Below are 21960 nucleotides of genomic sequence, written 5' to 3' on the forward strand. Positions count from 1 at the left end.
TAAAAACGCACTTGGAAAAGGATGTATGATGGTAATAGAATACAAACATCAAGGGGGAACTTAAAATGAAGTTAAATAAACTAGTGCTTAGTTGTGGAGTAGTTTCAGCATTAACACTTGGTGTGTTAGGGAATAATACTTATGCTGAAGAAGTACACAAAACGAATGATCCAATTCATGTAGTTGAACATGTTTCTGCAGACTTATTATTAACCCAAACAATGGATTATAGTGGCGAGGCTGAAACTTCTTTCGTATATGATGGGAGTACTGACTTAAGCTTCTCTATGAAAAATAATGGTCAAAATACAATGGGATATAGTGTAAAAGGTCCAAATACAGAGCTAATTGTTGGTGGTTATATAAAACCTGGAGAACAACAAATTAATGTTACAAATGTACGGAATGCTTTATCTCCATTACCGAATGGAACATATAAAATTTACGTTTCAAATGATGATGGTTCTAAGGGGCAATTCCAAGTTTCAGTAAGATCTATGAATTAAATTTAAAACGCTTTGTTTTTAAGTTAATTTAATCTTTACTTATTGGAAAGAAGCTAAATTGAATTGAGAATTACCGATAAAAATGAAAACGAGCACCTTATCTATGAACTGCACCCCAATTGTTAGACACAGTCTAACAATTGGAGGTGCAGTTTTTCTATGGCTAAATTTACAGCTGATGAAAAAATACAAATCGTTCTACGTTATTTGAACGGAAATGAAAGTTATCGAGAAATGGGTAGATCGCTCGGTATAAGTGACACAATCATTTTGAATTGGGTAAACCAATATAAACAGAATGGTCTGGAAGCTTTTCTAAAACGATGTACAAATTACACACAACAATTTAAACTAGACGTACTAAACTTTATGATTGAAAACGGTATGTCCTTATTTGAGACGGCAGCTATCTTTAATATTCCTGCCCCTTCAACGATTTCTGTTTGGAAAAAACAGCTCGAAACACAAGGAATTGATGCCCTTCAATCTAAGAAAAAGGGGCGTCCATCCATGAAAAAAGATTCAAATAAACAATTAAAACAACATTTAGCTGAAGGGTCAGTCGAAGCACTTGAAGCACGCATTAAACAGCTTGAGATGGAAAATGAGTACTTAAAAAAGTTAAATGCCTTAGTTCAAAACAAGGAAAAATCACAAAACAAGACAAAGCGCAAGTAATCTATGAATTAAGGCATAAATATTCGGTGAAGGCACTCGTGGAGCTAGCTACTATTCCTCGAAGCACGTATTATGATTTAGTAAAGAAAATGAATCGTCCAGATGTAGATGCCGATTTGAAAGCTGAGATTAAAGCGATTTATGAGGAAAATGAAGGTCGTTATGGTTACCGTCGCATTCGTGATGAATTAACGAATCGTGGCCAGAAAGTGAACCACAAGAAGGTTCAGCGCATTATGAAAGAGCTTGGGTTAAAGTGTGTTGTGCGTATGAAGAAATATAAATCCTATAAAGGAAAAGTCGGTAGAATTGCACCTAATATTTTAGAGCGTAATTTTCATACAGATGCACCGAATCAAAAGTGGGTAACAGACATCACAGAGTTTAAATTGTTTGGAGAAAAACTGTATGTATCACCTGTATTAGATTTGTATAATGGTGAAATTATTACCTATACAATTGGTTCTAGACCGACGTATTCGCTTGTTTCAGACATGTTAGAGAAAGCATTGGAACGTTTACCTGAAACGCACCAGCTACTGATGCATTCGGATCAAGGATGGCATTATCAAATGAGACAATACGTCCGTACACTAGAATCAAGAGCTATCGTCCAGAGTATGTCTCGAAAAGGCAACTGTTACGACAACGCAGTAATAGAAAATTTCTTTGGGATTATGAAATCGGAGTTCCTCTACATAAAAGAATTTGAAAATGTAGAGCACTTTAAAATAGAATTAGAAAAATATATAGATTATTATAATACGAAACGGATTAAGGCAAAATTAAAAATGAGCCCGGTACAATACCGGACTCACTTTTATCAAGCTGCCTAATCAAATAACCGTGTCTAACTTTTAGGGGTCACTTCATCTAATTGTGAGAGGGTGCTCTTTTTGGTTCTGGATAATGATTGTAGTAAGAGATTCTAATAAATTCTTGGTAGACATTTGTTAATTTGGCATCTCTAAGAGCATCGTTGAATTTTTGCATACGTACACTACCTTGAGCGTAGCCTCCACCTGGGGCATAAGGGTTTCTAGCTTCAAAGTCATCCAAAAATACTTTTAATTTTTTATAGTCTTGAGATTGATAGAAAGCCACGGCCTCTTCAGGAGTGACATCAAAGTAAGAGGATGATGTTGAGTTATAAGAAGCTGCTTGAGCAGTAGGTGCCTCTAGCATAGTTGCAGCTCCACCGAACATAGTAAGCGCCATAGAAGATACAATAATTTTTTTAAACATAATAAAACCTCCATGTAGAATATTGGACTAATAGCAATACTGTAATCATTATAGTTACATTAAAAATGATTATCAAATGCAATGTTGCATAATGTATCCTGCTATTTGTGGGCAGTAAGGCTCAAAGCAGAGAAGTTAGATGGGGATCGGGCTGAATAAAGTTTTACTTTATTCTTTGAATGAAGAGTCACCCTTATATCTCAATGAAGGAGCGTAATAGAGAATTAATAGATTAAAAGAGGTGTATAAATTACTCGGATTAACAAGAAAATGAAAAGGCTATTTTTAATAAGGGGAAGGTTAATAGAAGATTAATAACTGGAGCAAAGGAATTGCTATTTATATATTTAACATACATATTTGTCTTTTAAATTGTAGGCGTGTTTTAGAATTTGTATATAGTAAATTCGTTAAAAAACTTGATAAATAATAAAATGTGTAAATTTTTTGACTATTTCATTAAAATTATTTAATATTTGTAATTTATTGTTTTATAATGATAATCGGGTCGATCGTGAATGTTTTAGATATTGCGATATATACTCGGATTAATTTATTCTAGGGAGGTTACAAAATTGGGTAAGAGAGTCATTATAAGAGTTTTTACATTATTATCAGTACTGGCATTATTCCTTAATGTATTTTTACCTAGGGCTAGTGCAGAGGTTATGACGCACGAGAAATATTCAATGAACTGGAGTTATAGTAATAGTTTAGGAAAGCACATTCGAACTGAAATGATTAAAAATTCAAGTGTTCAAATTGCTTATTGCTTAACTCTTGGACTAAAATCACCAAATGGTGAAGATCTTCCTGAAATGGGGAAAACAGATAATGTAGTATATAGGGTCCTATTAAACGGTTTCCCGCAAAAAAGTGTTCAGCAGTTGGGAGTAGCTAATCAGAATGAGGCACACTACGCAACTCAGCTTGCAGTTTGGAATGCATTAGGTCAACTTGATGTAAATGAATTAAAACATGAGAATAAAAATGTTGAAAAAGCAGCTAAGGCTATTATTAGTAATGCTAATAATAGTGAGGAGACTCAAGATGTTTTTATGAATGTGATTCCTGCTGAAAAGCAAAAAGCAGAATTAAAGGGTGAATTCTTCGAAACAAATCTATATTCAGTACAAACAAATGCTAAGGGTGGTTCTTATAAAGTAGTAGCAAAAAATGCACCTAATGGAGTAAAAATTGTTAGTGAAAATGGTGAAGTGAAAGATCAACTTTCAGTTGGAGAGAAATTCCGTATCCAAATTCCTAAAAATACTAAAACAGGTGAATTTAATCTAAGTGTTGCTGCAAACTTAACAAAAGTTCAAGCAATTGCTTACCGTGGTACGGATACTGTTCAGAATGCTACAGTACTATTAGAAAGAAATGAAGAAAAGCTTAGTAGTGATCTTGCAGTAAATTGGGAAGCAGCTGGTTCTTTAAAAATTAAAAAGGTTGGAGAAAATGGAGAAGTTTTAGCTGATGCAGTATTTGAGGTCTTTAATGCAAATAATGAATCAGTTGGAAAAATCACGACTGGTGCTGATGGTATAGCAGAATTAAACAACTTACCAATTGGTACTTACACATTAAAAGAAATTAAAGCACCAACAGGCTATGTTTCAGATGATAAACCACAAACTATTGAAGTTAAGACAGGAGAAACAGGAGCTGTCCAAATAGTAAATAACAAAGTAAAAGGTAACATCGAAATTAAAAAGCTTAGTGATTCAGGAAAGGTTTTACCAAATGTTGAATTCACAGTCTTCACTGAAGATGGTAAAGAAGTGAAAAAAGTAGTAACAAAAGAAAATGGAATTGCAAACGTTGAAGGTCTTACGTATGGTAAATATTATTTCTTAGAGACACAAACACCTAATGGATATATTGGAAATAAAACAAAGTATCCTTTTGAAATTAAAGAGCACAATAAAACACTTACTTTTACAGTGGAAAATACAGAAGTAAAAGGTAGTGTAAAATTACTTAAAGTGGATAATGAAGATGTTAGTAAAAAATTAGAAGGTGCAGAATTCGAGCTAAAAGATGCAAGTGGAAAAGTAATTGGTGAATATAAAACAGATAAAAATGGTGAGATTAACGTCAAAGATTTAGCGTATGGTAAATATTCATTTGTAGAAAAGGCTTCTCCAAATGGTTATGTTCTTGTTAAAGAACCAATTATGTTCGAAATAAAGGAACATGGAAAGATTATTGAGTTATTGGCAGTTAATCATCTTATCAAAGGTGATCTAGAAATTACAAAGGTAGATGTAGCTGATGTGCGCCCGTAGGGTCGCTTTAACAAATCATTAGGTGGCACTAATGTAGGGAAAGATCACATGTATACCCTATCATCAATCAACTAACCTGAAAGAGAAATCGGAAGGGGACAATAGCATGTTGATAAAGCTCTAAGTTGGCGAACTATCCCGTCAAGACTGAAGAGCAAGGTGAAATACTACAAACAAGGATGAAAGCTAAACTGCTTGAATGATAGCCTGAGGGAGTATAATGTCGCTAGTAGCGAAAGATAGTTAGAAACGTTACATGGTCCCAATAGAGTTGGAACCAAACTCTATGCAGGGAAAAGAATACCGTCCGCGTTCTTAATCCTAGTGATCCAGGACCACCCATCCTCCATAAGAGGAAAAAGGCGAAAGTCACACCCGATATTGTAGAAAGCCAGTTGTTAAAGTGATAAACGGGGATTACCTAAATCAAAATGCCTAATATTATTACAGGCTATTGAGAATGACTTCAAGGCACTGCCAAGAAGTGTGACTCATGAAAAATTGACAAGGTAACGGAGTTTTCGTAGTAGTCTGAGTTGGGGAAAGCCTAATACATGGCGAAGGGAAACAGCCTATTCTATCTTAAAACAAAATTGGAAAGTGTGTGAGACGCTATGAGAAATCCAAAAATAGTTTTAGATAATCTATCTTCCCATGCAACAAAAGAGCATTACGTATTTGAAAAGTTATATCGCAATCTCTATAACCCAGAATTTTATTATTTGGCCTATCAGAAGATGTATGCGAAAGAAGGGAATCTTACAGCGGGAGTAAATGACAAAACGATAGATGGAATGAATGTGGACCGAATTGCTGAGTTAATTAGCCAGCTTAAAGCACAAACGTATCAGCCTACACCGGTTAAACGAGTATATATTCCTAAAAGAAATGGAAATAAACGGCCATTGGGAATACCTTCATTTGAGGATAAGCTCATACAAGAAATAGTAAAAAACATACTTGAAGCTATTTACGAGAAGCATTTCTCTACATCTTCTCACGGATTTCGTCCAAATAAAAGCTGCCACACTGCTTTAATGCAGTGTAAAAATACCTTCAATGGAGTCAAATGGTTTATTGAAGGAGATATCAAAAGTTTTTTCGACCATATTCATCACCATATACTCATTAAACTATTGCGTAGAAATATTAAGGATGAAAAATTTATTAACCTAATCTGGAAGTTTCTGAGAGCTGGGTATATGGAAAATTGGGTATTTCACAATACATATAGTGGAACTCCGCAAGGTGGAATTATCAGCCCTATTCTTGCCAATATATATCTAAATGAATTAGATACATATATTGAAAAATATAAACTTAATTTTGATAGGGGACAGAAAAGACGACAAACAAAGCAGTATGGGACGTTGCATGCCAGAGAAATGACATTGAAAAGGAAATGTAGAGAACATTGGCATACATTAGATGAGAAAAAGAAACAAGAAATTAAGAAAAAATGTAAAGAAATATCAAGTATGAAAAGAGCTATATCTCAGGGCGAACCAATGGATGAAAACTATAAAAGGCTACAGTACGTCAGATACGCAGATGATTTTATTCTAGGAGTAATAGGGAGTAAAGAAGAGGCTATACGACTCAAAGAAGATATACATAAATTTCTTCGAAATCACCTCGGTCTTGAGCTATCCCTAGATAAAACTCTTATCACGCATAGTAGTAAAGCAGCTAAATTTCTCAGTTATGATATTAAAATAAATCGCTCCTTACAAGTAAAGAAAACAAAAAGAGGTTATCTTAGAAGAACGCAGCTAGGAGTATGTCATTTACAACTATCTAAAGACATATGGTTTGAGAAGTTACTAGCTTTAGATGTTCTTTTTATTACAAAAGAGAATACATGGAAACCTAAACATAGGGCTTACTTAATCACTAAAGACGACCTTGAAATTTTAAGTATATATAATGCTGAAATTAGAGGACTGTATAACTATTTCAAACTAGCCTGTAATGTAAGTACTCTCAATAACTTTAAATACATTATGGAATATAGCATGTATAAAACTTTCGCGGCCAAATATAAAACATCAATCGGTAAAATACGTAAAAAATATAACATTAATGGAAAATTCGCTGTTACATATAAAACTAAAAATGGAATGAAAACACGATTCTTATATCATGAGGGATTTCAGTGGGTCAAGAGTATTAAAGATAAAAATATAAATATTGATGAAATTCCCAATACATTAACATACACATGGCGAACTAGCCTAACTGAAAGACTTTTGGCTGAAAAATGTGAATGGTGTGAGTCAAAAGGAATTAAAATTCATATTCATCACATAAGAAAGTTAAAAGACTTAAAGGGGAAAAAGCTATGGGAACAACAAATGATAGCCAGACAGCGAAAAACGTTAGCTCTATGTGAAAAATGCCATCGAGACCTACACGCAGGAAGATTAGATGGATAGGTGGAAAGCCGTATACCTCGAGAGGGGTACGTACGGTTTGGGAGGGAGTATTTGGAAACCTATTGTAGAAATACAAAAAGGCGCTGGGTGCTTACCTTACGGAAATAACAAGCTTCCAAATGCAGAATTTACGATTTATAACGAAGCAGGAAAAGAAGTAGTAAAAGGAAAAACAGACGATAAAGGAATCGCTAAATTTGAAAAGTTACCATTTGGAAAATACACATATAAAGAAACTGTTGCACCAAAAGGTTATGTATTAAATGAAGAAACGTTCTCTTTTGAAATTAAAGAGAATGGTCAAATCATTAAACACATTGTCAAAGATGAAAAGATTCCTTCAATAAAAACAACAGCTACTGATAAAACAGATGGTACAAAAGAAATGCACACGTCTAAGTCTGTAACAATCCAAGATAAAGTGGAATACAAAGATCTACAAGTAGGTAAAGAGTACACTGTAAAAGGTAAATTAATGGTAACTACTCAGCTTCCTCACGGAGGCTTTTTTCATTTACTAGTCTGATATGTACTTTTTGTGTGAATACTAGATATATCAGACAAGGAGGTGGTATTTATGTTGAAAAAACAAGAAATTCTAGCTGTCTATCAAAAGGGACCTCAAGCTATTTACGATTTTGTTCATCAATTAGAAAGTCAAATACAGAATTTAAAAGAGCGTATAGAAGAATTAGAAAATCGTTCAAAAAAAAACTCTACAAATAGTCATAAACCACCCTCTACAGATGGTTTTCGTAAGCCTATTACAAAAAGTTTGCGAAAATCATCCCAGCGTCAAACCGGTGGCCAGTTGGGCCACAAAGGACATACACTTCATTTGACAACGACTCCTGACAATATGATTACCTATTCTCCTACGCATTGTATTTGTTGTCACACGTCCTTAAAACATGAACCTGTAAAAGGATACCGCATTCGCCAAGTGTATGATTTACCACCTATCCTGATAGAAGTCACAGAACATAAAGTGGAACAAAAAGAGTGCCCACATTGCCATTCTATCCAAGAATCCCAGTTTCCCTCTACTGTCTCTCGTCCTGTTCAATATGGTCCAAATATAAAAACACTGATTCCTTATTTAACACATTATCAATGCCTTTCTTTGAAACGAACAAAAGAATTCTTTCAAGATTGTTTTGGACATTCGATAAGCGAAGGGACGTTAGTCAATCATACCCATGCTTTTTCTGCTCAATTGCGGCCGTTTCTCGAAGAAGTAAAAGAACAGATTCTGCAGTCTTCTGTTGTCCATTTTGATGAAACCGGTATGCGAGTAGAAAATAAAACACAATGGTTACATACTGCGAGTACACCGGAGGTGACATTTCAACATATTCATGAAAAACGCGGAAAAGAAGCGATGGATGCAGGTGAAATCTTGCCTTCTTTTTCTGGAATTGCTATGCATGATGGGTGGAAACCGTATGATGTGTATACAGATTGTCGTCATGTTTTATGTAATGCCCATCTCTTGCGAGATTTGCAAGGGATTATAGATAGTACCGGAGAAACATGGGCACAACAAATGAAAGAATTCCTTACACAAGCTTTGACAATAAAAAAGCAATACAAGGGAAATATTCCAGAAATAGAGAAAAAGAATCTGTTTGCCGCATACCAGGCCATATTGAAAGGCAAACAGGTGCCTTCTGCAGAACAAAAAAAGAAAAGAAAACAGACGCCTTCTCAAAATTTATGGAATCGCTTTGCTAAGTATGCGGACAGAATTCTAGCGTTCTTAGAAAGTCCAGATATTCCATTTGATAACAATCAAGCGGAGCGAGATATTCGGATGACGAAAGTCAAACAAAAAGTGTCTGGGACGTTTCGAAGTAAGGAAGGTGCAGAATCATTTTGCCACATACGTAGTTTTATGAGCACCATGAAAAAACAAAATCAATCAGTATTACAAGCGATAAGTCAGGTGTTAAAAACCGGAACGGTTCCTTGGAATACCACTCTTTCGTAAGAGAATGTTTCTATTTCATATAGATTCTTTCTCTTATCGGAGTGTGTTCTTTTTCATGTTTTCGAACAGGAAACATGTATTTGGCATGCTTTTTTGTTTAACTAAGCTGAGTAGTTACAATTAATGAATAAAGAGACTAATAAACCATTAGTTGTAAATGGTAAAGAAGTAACTGCTGAAACGAAGTTTACACCAACAGAAGCAAATGGTTTTATTACACTAGATTTTACTTTTGATGCAACTGGTTTAGAAGAAAAAGAAGTAGTAGTATTCGAAGAGTTACTGAAAGACGGAAAAGTTGTTACGACACATGCTGATATCAATGATAAAGGTCAAACAGTTAAGTTCGTTAAGCCATCAGTAAAAACGACAGCTACAAACAAAGCTGATGGTGGAAAAGAGATTCATTCAAAGGATTCTATCACTATTCAAGACAAAGTGGAGTATACTAACTTAGTTGTAGGTAAAGAGTACACTGTAAAAGGTAAACTTATGAACAAAGCTATTAACAAACCATTATTAATTGATGGAAAAGAAGTAACAGCTGAAACGAAGTTTACTGCAAAAGAAAAGAACGGTTTTGTAACATTAGACTTTACTTTTGTTGGTGCTGAACAGCAAGGAAGAGAAGTAGTCGTGTTTGAAGACTTATTACATGAAGGTCAAGTAATTGCAACTCATGCTGACATTAATGATGTAGGTCAAACAGTTCGGTTTGTAGAACCTTCTATTAAAACGACAGCTACAAATAAAGCTGATGGTTCTAAAGAGTTAGACGCTTCTAAATCTGTAACAATCCAAGATAAAGTGGAATACAAAGACTTAATCGTGGGTAAAGAGTACGTTGTAAAAGGTAAACTAATGGATAAAGCAACAAACAAGCCATTATTAGTTGATGGTAAAGAGGTAACAGTAGAATCTAAGTTTACTGCTAAAGAGAAGAATGGTTCTATCATACTAGATTTCACATGTAATGCTTCTGCATTACAAGGTAAAGAAGTAGTAGTATTTGAAGAACTGTATCAAGATAATATATTAATAGCTATTCACGCTGAAATTGAAGATAAGGGACAAACAGTGAAATTTAAAGAGGTAAAGCCGGAACAACCTAAACCAGAACAGCCGAATTCGGATGAAAATACTCCAACACCAGAGCAACCTAACGAGCAAGTAAAAGAACAACCACAACCTAAGAAAGAAATCCAATCTAAAATTGGATGGTTACCACAAACAGGTACTAATCTTACAAGTTGGATCTCTATGGCTGCAGGAGCATTACTGTTAATTGTTGGTGGAGTGATTTTCTTAAAACGTAAAAATGCATAGAAATTAAAAATAAGCACATCTGTTTTTATAACAAGATGTGCTTATTTTTATCATTTTAGCCAAGAAAACTCCTATATTTAAGTCTGAATGGCATTTAAAATAGCAACTTTATTTGTAGTAAATAATATATAATTTTGTTTTACTGTTTTAATTAAAATACGGTCTGTTGTCCCATAAGCTGCTCCAATACGTATTACATCTACGTCTTCAACACCAGCATAGGTAGCATCTTCGGTAACCTCAATCACATCACGTAATGGAATTGTAATCTCCGCCAATTGCCATGAAATAATTAACTCTTCATTTGTTTTTTTTACATTAATGCCTAGCATTATACCAAGACCCTTCAACAATAATATGCTACACTTCTAATCTCGTTATATAAATTTTTAGATTTTTTATCTATATGTAGCCATAGAATTTATTTATATTTGTGAGCATCTTAATGATGTCAAACAAATAGAAGGATATACAGTCTTTCTATTAAGAAATATGGTAAGAACAAAAGTTCACTTCAAATTAATATGAATTTGATATGGTTGAGATATTATGAACGAGAAACAGTAAGAGTTGCAGGAAGGAAATGAATAATGAGACTTAAATTAGTAGGGATTTTCAGTTGTGTAATTATGATGTTAGGTATTTTTATAATTTACACCAATCAATCTATTGGTAAAGAACCAGATAAGACGAACTATGAATCTCGTGAAAACTCCATAAATAAAGAGAAAGATAGTAGAGGAAAAGGGCAATCAAAATACAATGAAAGTTCTTTTGCTAGTATACAGGCTGTAGTTAATAAGGAATATGGATTACCCGAAGACTATAAACCAGAGGATTTAGTTGTACCAAATGTACCATTCTCATTTAGTGGAACGGTAGAAAAGAGCCACCTCCGTAAAGAGGCGGCAGAAGCACTGGAAAAGTTATTTGATTTAGCAAAGCAGGAGGGGATTCAGTTAAATGCTGTTTCGGGATTTCGTTCCTATGACTATCAACAACGACTGTATGCGAACAATGTGAAAAGAAAAGGACAAGAGCATACGGATCGCTTCTCGGCAAAACCAGGACATAGCGAACATCAAACAGGGTTAACAATGGATGTTTCTTCTAAAAGTGCGAACAATGAATTAGAGCTATCTTTTGCTAATACGAAGGAAGGAAAATGGCTGAAAGAAAACGCGCATCGTGCAGGGTTTATCATTCGTTATCCTAAGGGGAAGGAAAGTATTACAGGTTATGCATATGAACCTTGGCATATTCGCTATGTAGGAGATATTGCTGAAAATATATATGAACAAAAGCAGACTTTAGAAGAATACATGAATCTATGAAAATAGAATTGAAGAATTAAACGGGCTATCAATAGACGTGAGATTGTAAAAGGCAGGGGATATAAATTAAGGTGTTTTTTAATTTTTTTAGTGAAGAGGGAAGGTATCCCTCTTCTTTTTTCATTCCTTGTAAAATTTGAGGATGTCTTAGGGGAGTGAAAAGATGGATTGTGTAGGTGTATTAATAAAGGCTACTTTCGATGGCTTCTGGAGATGTTTTTTGAGGGAATATATTCATTGCAGCAATTGACTATATTATAGGAGCATTCACGTTGGGATATAACAGAGAATTATAGAGTAAAGTAGGATTCAAAAGCATTGTTAACAATGTGGGTGTTATAAGTTATTTTCCTATCAAAACAATTAGTTTTTGTTCAAAATTTAAGAGTGTTATTTTATTATATCTAGTAACTATTTATATTATTTAATAATTACTTGATTTACTATTAAGGTGATTATCTTACAAAATTGTAAGGTTATTTTAATTGACACTCGTATGTATAAGTAACTATACTAGTTACACAATGTTGGTGAGTATATTTAATAATCTTTATCTATAAGTGTATGTCCGAGGATTATTTTTGGAGCAATAATTCGATTTTAAATTTATTATCTGATATATATTAATATAAACAACTTAATCTATTCTTTATTCAAGGTCGTATTATTTAAAGATTAATTATAAATGATATATTTACCAAATTGTAATAATTTGATAGAGGTGTTACATTTTGAAATACAAATTAATTGCTACAGGAATTCTTGCTGGAAGTCTATTAACCTACTCATCTAATACATTTGCAAATACTCATAAGTTCCCAGATGTTCCTGCATGGGCGGACAAATCCGTTAATTATTTAGTTGATAAACAGGTATTGAATGGCTATCCAGACGGAACGTTCGGTTCAAATGACTCATTAGACAGAGCTTCGGCTACAAAAATTATGACAAAAGTTTTAGGTATACAAATTGACTCTAATGCAAAACCATCATTTACAGATTCACAAAACCACTGGGCTACTCCGTATATTGCTGCTGCTGAAAAAGCTGGTATTGTTAAAGGTGAGGGAAATGGAATCTTCAATCCATCCGGAAAAGTAACTCGTGCTGCTATGGCTACGATGCTAGTAAATGCATATAAACTACAAAGCGCAGCAAATCATAATGAGCAGGTTAAATTTGAAGATTTAAAAGGGCATTGGGGAGAAAAATATGCCAATATTTTAATCGGTTTGAAAATTTCCAATGGTACTGAGAACGGTTGGCAACCAAATAGATTTATAACACGTGCTGAAGCTGCTCAACTTACTGCAAAAACAGATATGATGCAACATCGTCCCCAAAACCCATTAGAAAGCAAAACAATCATTATTGATCCTGGACATGGTGGCGAAGATCCTGGGAAATCCACAAAGGGATTACCTGAAAGTAAGATTGTACTAGACACTTCTTTACGTCTACAACAATTACTTGAAAAGCATACACCATTTACAGTTTTATTAACTCGTCAATCTGATAATAGACCGGGGCATGATCAAAAAAGTTCTTTACAGGAACGTGTTAAATTTGCTAAGAAAAATCAGGGTGATATCTTTATAAGCGTACATGCAAATGCTTTTAATGGTAATGCAAAAGGGACAGAAACATATTACTATAAATCTTCTAAATCCGAAAAAACAAATCCTCATGTGGAAGAAAGTCGTGTTTTAGCAGAAAAAATTCAAACACGTTTAGTAGAGGCACTTCAAACACGAGACAGAGGAGTTAAACATGGAGACCTTCATGTAATAAGGGAAAATGACATGCCAGCTGTGTTGACGGAACTGGCGTTTATAGATAATGGTATTGATTACAGTAAATTATCTACGGAAGATGGCAGACAAATTGCAGCAGAAGCCATTTATGAAGGAATTTTAGATTATTATGAATGGAAAGGAAATAATGTATCTGAATATAGGCTGTAATAAGTAATTGAAAATATAGTAATTCTCGAAATGAAGAATTCTATAATTTTTTTGTATTTTTTTAAACAATAATTTTAAATTTGTATTTAAAATTATTGTTTAAATTTTTATTTTATGTTTTAATATTATTGATAATAGTTATCAATAATAGTGAGAGGAAGATTAGTGAAACATGTGTTTTTAGTTAGTGTCATAAAAGTTAATGAATTTCTATATTGTATGGCTATGAATCTATCTCTATTTTTGCGAACTAGAAATAATATATTTATATCTTTTAAATGTTTAAGAAGGAGTGGCTGTCTGTATGAAAAAAGCAAAAGAAATAGCTAAATGTGTTGCGGTAGCGTCCGTTATTATGTCTGGATCATTTAGTTTACAAGCAACATCTGCATTTGCAGATTCTAAAGGAACTGTAGAAAATCTTCAAAATGGTGGGAAGGTCTATAATAGTTTTAAAACTACTTATGACATGAAGCAGAATATCAAAAATTCGATAAAGGTTTCTTTTATTGAGGATCCTTACGCAGATAAAAAGATTGCAATTGTGACCACTGATGGTAGTAATATTGATGCTAAATATACAGTTAATAGTGGATACTATAACGCAGGCTTAAAATGGCCATCAGCTTATCATACTGAAGCAGAAATAACAAGTGGTGATAGTGCTCAGTTCCATAAAGCTGCCCCAGTTAATACAATGACTTCAGCAAAGGTCACTTCTGAGGTAGGGTATACACTTGGTGGAAGTGTTAAAGTAGGAGTAAATGATAAAGGGCCAAATGCCGATGCAAGTATCACAGGTAGCTTTGCTTGGAAAGAAAGTGTATCTTATGATCAAGTAGATTATAAAACGGTATTAGAGACTCACACAGATAAGAAATTAAATTGGAAAGTAGGATTCCAATCATTTAATTTCCCAGAGTGGGGAATTTATAATCGTGATTCATTCAATACTTTCTATGGTAATCAACTATTTATGAAATCACGTAGTTATAATGAAGGGACGAATAATTTTGTTTCAAAAGATACAGTACCAGCTTTAACAGGATATGGTTTTTCTCCAAACGTAGTAGCGGTTATTACTGCTGATAAAACAGAAACTACATCAGATTTAAAAATAACAAATCGTAGAATTTCAGATCAGTACAATATTGAGTGGGTAAGTTCAAAATGGTGGGGAACAAATAATAAAGATACATATAATGAATTCTTTACGAACCACTATAAATTAGACTGGAAAAACCATCAAGTTACTCTTGATAACCAAAAATTCCTTGAAGAACAAATGAATAGTATCAACAGCGTGAATGATAAACTTAACAAAGGAAAAGGGAAGTTATCTCTTTCAATGAATGGAAATCAACTCAAAGCTACGTCTAGCAATGCTGGTTATGGTATCAGTTATGAAGATAAGAATTGGGGTATCTTTGTAAATGGTGAAAAGGTCTATACTTTTAATGAAAAATCAACTGTAGGCAATATATCTAATGATATTAACAAATTAAACATTAAAGGACCTTATATCGAGATTAAACAGATCTAGTCAGAAAATGATGGACGATTGATGGATAATTCTCTCATCAAGCTACGAGTATACTAGTTTATCCCGCTATTTGTGGGCAGTAAGACCCCTCACCTCAAAATTCAGCGGAAGCAAAGAAGTTAGGTGGGGGCCCTGCTGCACCTAAAAGCCTGATTGGTGAGGGCTGATTAAAGTTTCATTTTATTTTAAATCTGTATAATGTAACGAAAGGACCAAAGTTTATCTATAAAATGGATAAACTTTGGTCCTTATTATGTTTTTATTCGCACACGAAATTAAGATAAAATTAGATGTTTTTTGTCTATTCTTTTACTCAATTAGAAAAGAGCGTAAAGTATTTGAAAACTATTGATGCTACGCAAGGGGATATTGTTTAAAGTAATCAGAACTTCATCGGTTGTTAAGTTACCACTTTAAATATATAATTAAATTTCATTAAAAAGATACTCTATTCAAAGTCCTTATTGGGTTTTTGAAGTGAAATATATACTATTTGAGGTGTGTGAAATGGGGAAATCTCGAGAGCAGACGATGGAAAATATCTTAAAGGCTGCTAAGAAAAAATTTGGAGAGCGTGGCTACGAAGGTACGAGCATACAAGAAATCGCAAAAGAAGCGAAAGTGAATGTTGCTATGGCCTCTTACTATTTTAATGGGAAAGAAAACCTATATTATGAGGTGTTTAAGAAATATGGTCTTGCTAATGAGCTGCCCAATTTTCTTGAGAAGAATCAATTTAAACCTATCGATGCCCTTAGAGAATATTTAACGGTTTTTACTAAACATATAAAAGAGAACCCTGAAATTGGATCATTGGCATATGAGGAGATTATTAAGGAAAGTGCACGATTAGAAAAGATTAAACCGTATTTCATAGGTAATTTTGAACAGTTAAAAGAAATATTACAGGAGGGTGAAAAGCAAGGAGTTTTTCATTTCTTCTCCATAAATCATACGATACATTGGATCACTTCTATTGTTTTATTTCCAAAGTTTAAAAAGTTTATTGATTCTTTAGGGCCAAATGAAACGAACGATACAAATCATGAATGGATGCCAGAAGACTTAGTGGACAGGATTGTTACTGCATTAACAGATAAACCTAACGTGTAAATTATTCAGTATTTATGAATTCTGTTATTACTATTTAAAGCCTAATTTCTCAATGTATTGTAGAGAAATTAGGCTTTTTTCAACACGTCATTAAGGTTTTTATAGTTCAAGGACTCAAGTTAATGATTATATTTTCAAGTATTCGTTTTGAGCTACATAGATATAGTTTTTGTTGCAACTGTTTGTTGAAATGCTTTATCATGCTCAACAATAACCATTGTGGGATTAAATTGTTGAATAAGTTCTTCAATCTGCATACGGGAATAGATATCTATAAAATTTAGTGGTTCGTCCCATATATATATATGGGCTTTTTCACATAAACTTTTAGCGATAAGCAGTTTTTTCTTTTGTCCACCAGAATAATGAGATATATCTTTCTCGAATTGAATTCGATCAAAGTCCATCTTACTTAGAATGGATTTAAATAAGGTTTCATCAATCTTGTGCTCTTCAATGAAGTCTGATAGCGACCCCTTCAAATGAGAAGTATCTTGTTGGACATAGGAAATGATGAGTCCTGTACCTAAAGTAACTAAGCCTGTATGCTGTATCGGATGTCCTAGAAGTAGTTTTAGGATACTACTTTTTCCGCTCCCATTCGTTCCATCAAGTACAATTCGGTCACCTTGTTCAACTATGAAGCTAATCGGCTCATTCACAATTTGGTCATTGTACTTAACGGACACGTCAACCAAAGTAACCAATTCATTTGATTTAAATTGCAATTGTTCCAATTTTAATGACTCAGTTTTTTCCACATTTTTTAGTAATTTTGACTTTTCCTCAATAGCTTTTTGTTGCCTTGATTCAAGGTTTTTTGCTCTTTTCATCATCTTGGCTGCTTTATGTCCTACAAACCCCTTATCCAACTTAGAGCCTGAATTCCTCGTTCCATTTTTTGAAGCTTCCACGTCATGAGACCAACTTGCTGATCGTTTGGAAGACTGTTTTAATCTCCCTATGTCTTTTTGTAGACGCTCATTTGTAGCCTTCTCGTGCTCTTGCTGTCTATCAAAATTTAACTTCCAAGAAGAATAGTTACCACTTTGAATTTCAATATTTGCTCTATTAATAGATAGGATATGGTCAACGCACCCATCTAAAAAGATTCTGTCATGTGAAATTAAAATAAATCCTTTTTTCTTTCTTAGATAATTAGAGACTATCTTTCGTGCATCTGTATCTAAGTGATTTGTTGGTTCATCAATTAATAGGAATTGACCCGCATTTAAAAACAGTGCAGCAAGCAACACCTTTGTTTGTTCCCCATTTGATAATGTTTTAAATGGTCTGTACATGACCTCAGCATCAACATTTAAATAGGATATCTCACGTAGAAATTCCCAATCTGCGGCTTGGGGACAAATTTCTTCAAGGATTTCATGAGTGAATTTGTTCCTATCTGAAACAGAGTAGGGGAAGTAATTGAATTCTACCGAAGCAAGGATTTTCCCGCTATACTCATAATTCCCTAACAATAAATTAAAGAATGTCGTTTTACCTCGTCCGTTTCTACCAATAAATCCTAGCTTCCAATCCGTATCTATTTGGAAGTTTACACTTTCAAAAATATTATCAAAGCTACCTGGGTATGAAAAAGTTAAGTCTTGGACCTTTATCATTGACATAATAATTCCTCCTTTATATATCGAAACGTTTCATATAAAGTCGGAACATCCATCCATTTTTTAATTCCTCTATATAAGTTTGATGGATATTAACGACTTATATAGAGCATTACATGTGTAACAATAGTGTCTGAAGTACTCATTTTTCTCGCTCCTTTATTTGTGAAGTACATTTAACAATTAGTAAGTTTCAACTAAGCTAAACGGGAATAAAAAAATCCCCCAATTTGTAATCGGAAGGATTAGTCTTTCGTCTATACTTAATAAGTACTTATTAATCATTTGAATCATGACAAATAAAGTATGAACTGAATTTTAAAAATGGATAGACTAACCCTATATTTTGTAGTTTGAAGTTATAAAATTCAACTTAAAATATAAATTAGTTAATCATTATTCATCCATCATTCCTTTCATAATTCTATTTTTAGAGTAACATTCTTTTTAGGGAGATGCAATATTAGCTTCAATTTCATCTAATCCTAGATCATTTATAATTCTTTGAGTAAGGAGATAAAATTTTACCTCTCTTTTTATAAACATCAAATTTTTGTTCAATAGGTCATGTCTTTTGTCCGTTAAAAAGGGAGGATATGAAATTGACATCAACCTTTGTTGTAACTATAATAGTTACAGTATATTCCGTAAACTAATTCGAATTGCTATGTTAATGATAGTATATTTTCATTCCTTTTTAAGTGTGACAGGTAGCAACTAACTATAATCCAATAGAGGATTAGATTCTATCTCATATTTAAAGGGTAGATAAGTTGTACCCGCCAAATTTACGATGCGCAAATACTTAAAAAACTACATTTTTCAGCTTATCCTTTTTGGAATCCTCGGTATTGATAATTGTAAACATCTACAAAAAGTTAGCAAGACTGTTGTATGTAGAAAGAAATCTTTTAAAAAGGTCATAATATGGATAATAGGTAACACACATTTAAATTTAGTAGGAGTTGTGCCACTATCAAGAAATTTTTTTAATAAAAGTATAGAAAAAACTCAAGAAGGTGAGTCCATTGCGTAAACATGCATATGTGCAATTTTATGTATTGATATTGGCTTTAATAGCTTATATAAGCTTTTGCTTTATATTTATATTTGTTTTTCCAAGTCTTTATTTCGTATCAGATTTTAATATCCGACTATCATCTTTAGTTGTTGAAACTACTGTATTTATCTCACTACTGTATTCTATATTATCCAGAAAAATTAAGTTAGGAGTATTCTGGGTGTGCATTATTATTGCGATAGGTTGTTTCTTGATAGGGAATTTTATATCTGCTTTTCAAGTACTTAATGTAGAATTACCAATAAAAAATTTTAATATCTCTGATGTATTTTTGTTGCTTTTCTTATTCTTCTTTCTCTTTGCGTTCTTTTATAAAATCATGATGGAATGTAATAAATGGGAGAAAGCATATTTGCTTTGTGATTTATGCATTGTTGTTACTGCTATTTTTACATTAGAGTGGTATTTATTTAATAAACCTTCTGCAAATATCTTATTCTTATCAATTGGAGATGTTTTTCTCTCATTTATTTTTCCGATTATAGATTTATTACTTCTATTACTTGGAGTTACACTAATCTTTCGACCTGCTATTTTCAATGCAAAAAGCAAATTGTATATTTTTATCCTAGTATTAACTGGATTAGCTATTACGGACTATTTGTATTTTTACTTACAAGGTGATTTGTCAGAGCGTTCAGTTATATTTTTAAGGTGTTTGTATAGAGTTTTCCTATTATTTATTGCTATTGCTGCTACAATTCCAAAGGATGCTTCTTCTAAAAGAAATTATTTTATTATTAATCCGACATTTGGAGAGAAACTTCTTGGCATATTCCCTTATCTTGCAGTTGCAGTCTTAATTGGCTTTACTTTGAAAGAGCAAACGTCTTCAGCTACATTGATTACGGGAAATTGTATTGCTTTTGTATTTGTACTGATTCGTCATACAATCGTACGAATGCAAAACAAAGATTTAACTGAAACATTAAAAGTGTTTAATAATCAATTAGAACAAACAGTATCTCAAAGAACAAGGGATTTAATAAACAAATCTAATGATTTGGTAAAAAATCAAGAAAGATTTAAGTCATTATATGAGTATCATCCGGATCCTATTTTAACGATTGATTCAACTGGTATCGTATTAAATATAAACCAGGCTGGAAGTATGTTATTAGGAAAAGACAGTGCTGTATTAATAGGGAAAGAGTGCTTCTCTATTTTTTTAGATGAAGATAAATCTGAATTGGAAGCGGCTATAAAGAAAGGGAGACGATGTAGTTCATCTTCACTACAGTTGCGTGTGAAAAATAACAATGAGAAGGACATGCTGTTTTGGTATGTCACTATAGTTCCTATTATGATAGAAGGTCAAACTTTTGGGAGTTATGTAATGGTAAAAGACATAACGAGGATGAAACAACAACAGGATGAGATAAACTACCTTGCATTCCATGATACGGTGACGGAGATTGGAAATCGTATATTCTTCCAACAAGAATTAGATAGATCCATTAAGCGTGTGCAAAAAACACAGGATAAATTTGGGCTCCTGTATATTGATTTAAACCGCTTTAAGACTATTAATGATACACTGGGCCATTCCATTGGTGACAGGGTTTTAAAAGAAGTTGCCAAACGTTTTAGGACATGTCTTTCACCGACAATTCCTCTAGCAAGAATAGGTGGTGATGAGTTTGCAATCATTGTCCATAACCAAACAGAGCAACAGCTATTGAATTTGTGTAAAACTCTATTTCTTATAACTGAAGAACCATTCGTAGTAAATCAGCATAGTTTTTACTTATCTCTTAGTATAGGAATAGCAGTGTATCCATTTGGAGGAATAAATACTACTACACTTTTACAACACGCTGATATCGCTATGTATAGCGCAAAGGAAAAAGGTAACAATGCTGTTTGTATGTATGACGAGACATTATCTCAAAAAGTAACCCGTCGATTACGATTAGAACAGGATTTACCAAATGCAATTGAAAATAATGAGTTGTTTTTATTGTATCAACCACAAATTGACAGTAAGGAAGGTAAGGTTATTGGTGCAGAGGCTTTAATACGTTGGCAACATCCAGAACTTGGGCTGATTTCTCCGTTTGAGTTTATACCTATCGCAGAAGAAACGGCGCAGATTATTTCAATTGGAAAGTGGACGTTACAGAAAGCGTGTCGACAACTGAAAGAATGGCATTCTGCGGGCTTTTCAAATCTAAAGATGGGGATAAATTTATCAGCTATAGAGTTTGAACAGAAAGATTTTGTTCAAACCATTATATATACCATAGAAGAGATAGGAGTACCTGCTAATTCGATTAATTTGGAATTAACAGAGCGAATCGCCATGGTAGATGAAAAAGAAACTTTATCAAAGTTAAAAGCATTAAAATCATTTGGTGTACATTTATCAATTGATGATTTTGGTACAGGTTATTCTTCATTAGCGTATTTACCTCTTTATCCAATTGATACTTTGAAAATTCCAAGAGAATTTGTTAATAGGATTGGAACTTCTACTGATGGAGGTGAAATTATACAGACCATTATTTCACTTGCTCATACTTTAAACATGAAAGTCATAGCAGAAGGGGTAGAAACGAAAGAACAATTAACAGTGTTACAACGTAATGCATGTTATCTAATTCAGGGCTATTACTACAGTAAACCTGTAAATGATGATGAATTTATTGTTTTTTTAAGTACAATACAAAATGAATAAATGAAAAATCAGTATATGTATGAAATAAAGTGAAAAGAGGTTCTATCCATATGGATTTGAACCTCTTTTCACTTTATTTTCAGGAGTTATGCAGCAAGGTTTCAGCCTTTGAAAGTAAAATAAGTATCTATATTTCTTGTATTTTGGGT

General features: G+C 33.2%; 12 protein-coding genes and 3 pseudogenes. 12 read left to right on the top strand and 3 right to left on the bottom strand.

Annotated features, from left to right (window positions below; genetic code table 11):
• Positions 1-65 precede the first annotated feature (65 nt).
• Together MHI28_RS29630 and MHI28_RS29635 are read left to right on the top strand one after the other, a co-directional pair.
• A complete protein-coding gene (locus MHI28_RS29630) occupies positions 66-506 on the top strand; it encodes a hypothetical protein (RefSeq protein ID WP_000773517.1) in 441 nt (146 codons plus the stop codon).
• A gap of 159 nt (positions 507-665) precedes the next feature.
• Positions 666-2020 (top strand): IS3 family transposase gene (locus MHI28_RS29635; protein WP_208730123.1). Its coding sequence is split into 2 segments (ribosomal slippage): positions 666-1119 and positions 1119-2020, totalling 1356 coding nucleotides; the frame shifts between segments, so codons are not numbered across the junction.
• A 37-nt stretch (positions 2021-2057) separates the two neighbouring features.
• Here the strand turns inward: MHI28_RS29635 and MHI28_RS29640 are convergent.
• Positions 2058-2429, bottom strand: coding sequence for a hypothetical protein (locus tag MHI28_RS29640; RefSeq protein WP_340828416.1), 372 nt, complete (start codon positions 2427-2429; stop codon positions 2058-2060).
• Positions 2430-3004: 575 nt separating this feature from the next.
• Between MHI28_RS29640 and MHI28_RS29645 the strand changes: the two are divergent.
• From MHI28_RS29645 to MHI28_RS29665, 5 genes and pseudogenes are all read left to right on the top strand, one after another.
• Positions 3005-4708 (top strand): annotated as a pseudogene (locus MHI28_RS29645) (SpaA isopeptide-forming pilin-related protein); the annotation flags it as partial.
• 626 nt (positions 4709-5334) lie between these two features.
• Entirely contained in the window at positions 5335-7155 is a 1821-nt protein-coding gene (locus tag MHI28_RS29650) for a reverse transcriptase/maturase family protein (RefSeq protein WP_078186893.1), read from the top strand.
• Positions 7156-7255: 100 nt separating this feature from the next.
• Positions 7256-7681 (top strand): annotated as a pseudogene (locus tag MHI28_RS29655) (SpaA isopeptide-forming pilin-related protein); the annotation flags it as partial.
• 51 nt (positions 7682-7732) lie between these two features.
• The gene (gene tnpC, locus MHI28_RS29660) at positions 7733-9145 is read left to right on the top strand and encodes an IS66 family transposase (protein WP_197233369.1); all 1413 of its coding nucleotides are present in this window, start codon (positions 7733-7735) and stop codon (positions 9143-9145) included.
• 117 nt (positions 9146-9262) lie between these two features.
• Positions 9263-10471, top strand: a pseudogene (locus MHI28_RS29665) (VaFE repeat-containing surface-anchored protein); the annotation flags it as partial.
• Between the two features lie 77 nt (positions 10472-10548).
• Here the strand turns inward: MHI28_RS29665 and MHI28_RS29670 are convergent.
• A complete protein-coding gene (locus tag MHI28_RS29670; protein ID WP_000900690.1) occupies positions 10549-10803 on the bottom strand; it encodes a SunI/YnzG family protein in 255 nt (84 codons plus the stop codon).
• A 258-nt stretch (positions 10804-11061) separates the two neighbouring features.
• Between MHI28_RS29670 and MHI28_RS29675 the strand changes: the two genes are divergently transcribed.
• The 4 genes from MHI28_RS29675 to hlyIIR all read left to right on the top strand — a co-directional run bounded on the left by MHI28_RS29675 (position 11062) and on the right by hlyIIR (position 16425).
• Complete coding sequence (locus MHI28_RS29675) at positions 11062-11805, top strand: M15 family metallopeptidase (RefSeq protein ID WP_001237444.1); 744 nt, start codon at positions 11062-11064, stop codon at positions 11803-11805.
• A gap of 731 nt (positions 11806-12536) precedes the next feature.
• Entirely contained in the window at positions 12537-13769 is a 1233-nt protein-coding gene (locus tag MHI28_RS29680; protein ID WP_000875666.1) for an N-acetylmuramoyl-L-alanine amidase, read from the top strand.
• A 304-nt stretch (positions 13770-14073) separates the two neighbouring features.
• Positions 14074-15312, top strand: coding sequence for a hemolysin II HlyII (gene hlyII / locus MHI28_RS29685; RefSeq protein ID WP_000709372.1), 1239 nt, complete (start codon positions 14074-14076; stop codon positions 15310-15312).
• A gap of 507 nt (positions 15313-15819) precedes the next feature.
• Entirely contained in the window at positions 15820-16425 is a 606-nt protein-coding gene (hlyIIR, locus tag MHI28_RS29690; protein ID WP_000520485.1) for a hemolysin II regulator HlyIIR, read from the top strand.
• Between the two features lie 152 nt (positions 16426-16577).
• On the opposite strand, the gene MHI28_RS29695 is transcribed toward hlyIIR, so the two are convergent.
• On the bottom strand, positions 16578-18056 hold the full coding sequence (locus tag MHI28_RS29695) for an Lsa family ABC-F type ribosomal protection protein (RefSeq protein WP_000061802.1): 1479 nt from the start codon (positions 18054-18056) through the stop codon (positions 16578-16580).
• A 1025-nt stretch (positions 18057-19081) separates the two neighbouring features.
• Between MHI28_RS29695 and MHI28_RS29700 the strand changes: the two genes are divergently transcribed.
• The gene (locus MHI28_RS29700) at positions 19082-21811 is read left to right on the top strand and encodes a sensor domain-containing protein (protein ID WP_002162673.1); all 2730 of its coding nucleotides are present in this window, start codon (positions 19082-19084) and stop codon (positions 21809-21811) included.
• The last annotated feature ends 149 nt before the right edge of the window (positions 21812-21960 follow it).

The sequence above is a fragment of the Bacillus sp. FSL K6-0268 genome, assembly GCF_038005425.1.
GTDB classification, from domain to species: Bacteria; Bacillota; Bacilli; order Bacillales; family Bacillaceae_G; genus Bacillus_A; species Bacillus_A thuringiensis_S.

Bases quoted from the DNA above. Each gene is read 5' to 3' on its own strand.
- hlyII (WP_000709372.1), top strand. From the start codon at position 14,074: ATGAAAAAAGCAAAAGAAATAGCTAAATGTGTTGCGGTAGCGTCCGTT.
- MHI28_RS29670 (WP_000900690.1), bottom strand. From the start codon at position 10,803: ATGCTAGGCATTAATGTAAAAAAAACAAATGAAGAGTTAATTATTTCA.
- tnpC (WP_197233369.1), top strand. From the start codon at position 7,733: ATGTTGAAAAAACAAGAAATTCTAGCTGTCTATCAAAAGGGACCTCAA.
- MHI28_RS29630 (WP_000773517.1), top strand. From the start codon at position 66: ATGAAGTTAAATAAACTAGTGCTTAGTTGTGGAGTAGTTTCAGCATTA.
- MHI28_RS29640 (WP_340828416.1), bottom strand. From the start codon at position 2,429: ATGTTTAAAAAAATTATTGTATCTTCTATGGCGCTTACTATGTTCGGT.
- MHI28_RS29650 (WP_078186893.1), top strand. From the start codon at position 5,335: ATGAGAAATCCAAAAATAGTTTTAGATAATCTATCTTCCCATGCAACA.
- MHI28_RS29675 (WP_001237444.1), top strand. From the start codon at position 11,062: ATGAGACTTAAATTAGTAGGGATTTTCAGTTGTGTAATTATGATGTTA.
- hlyIIR (WP_000520485.1), top strand. From the start codon at position 15,820: ATGGGGAAATCTCGAGAGCAGACGATGGAAAATATCTTAAAGGCTGCT.
- MHI28_RS29695 (WP_000061802.1), bottom strand. From the start codon at position 18,056: ATGTCAATGATAAAGGTCCAAGACTTAACTTTTTCATACCCAGGTAGC.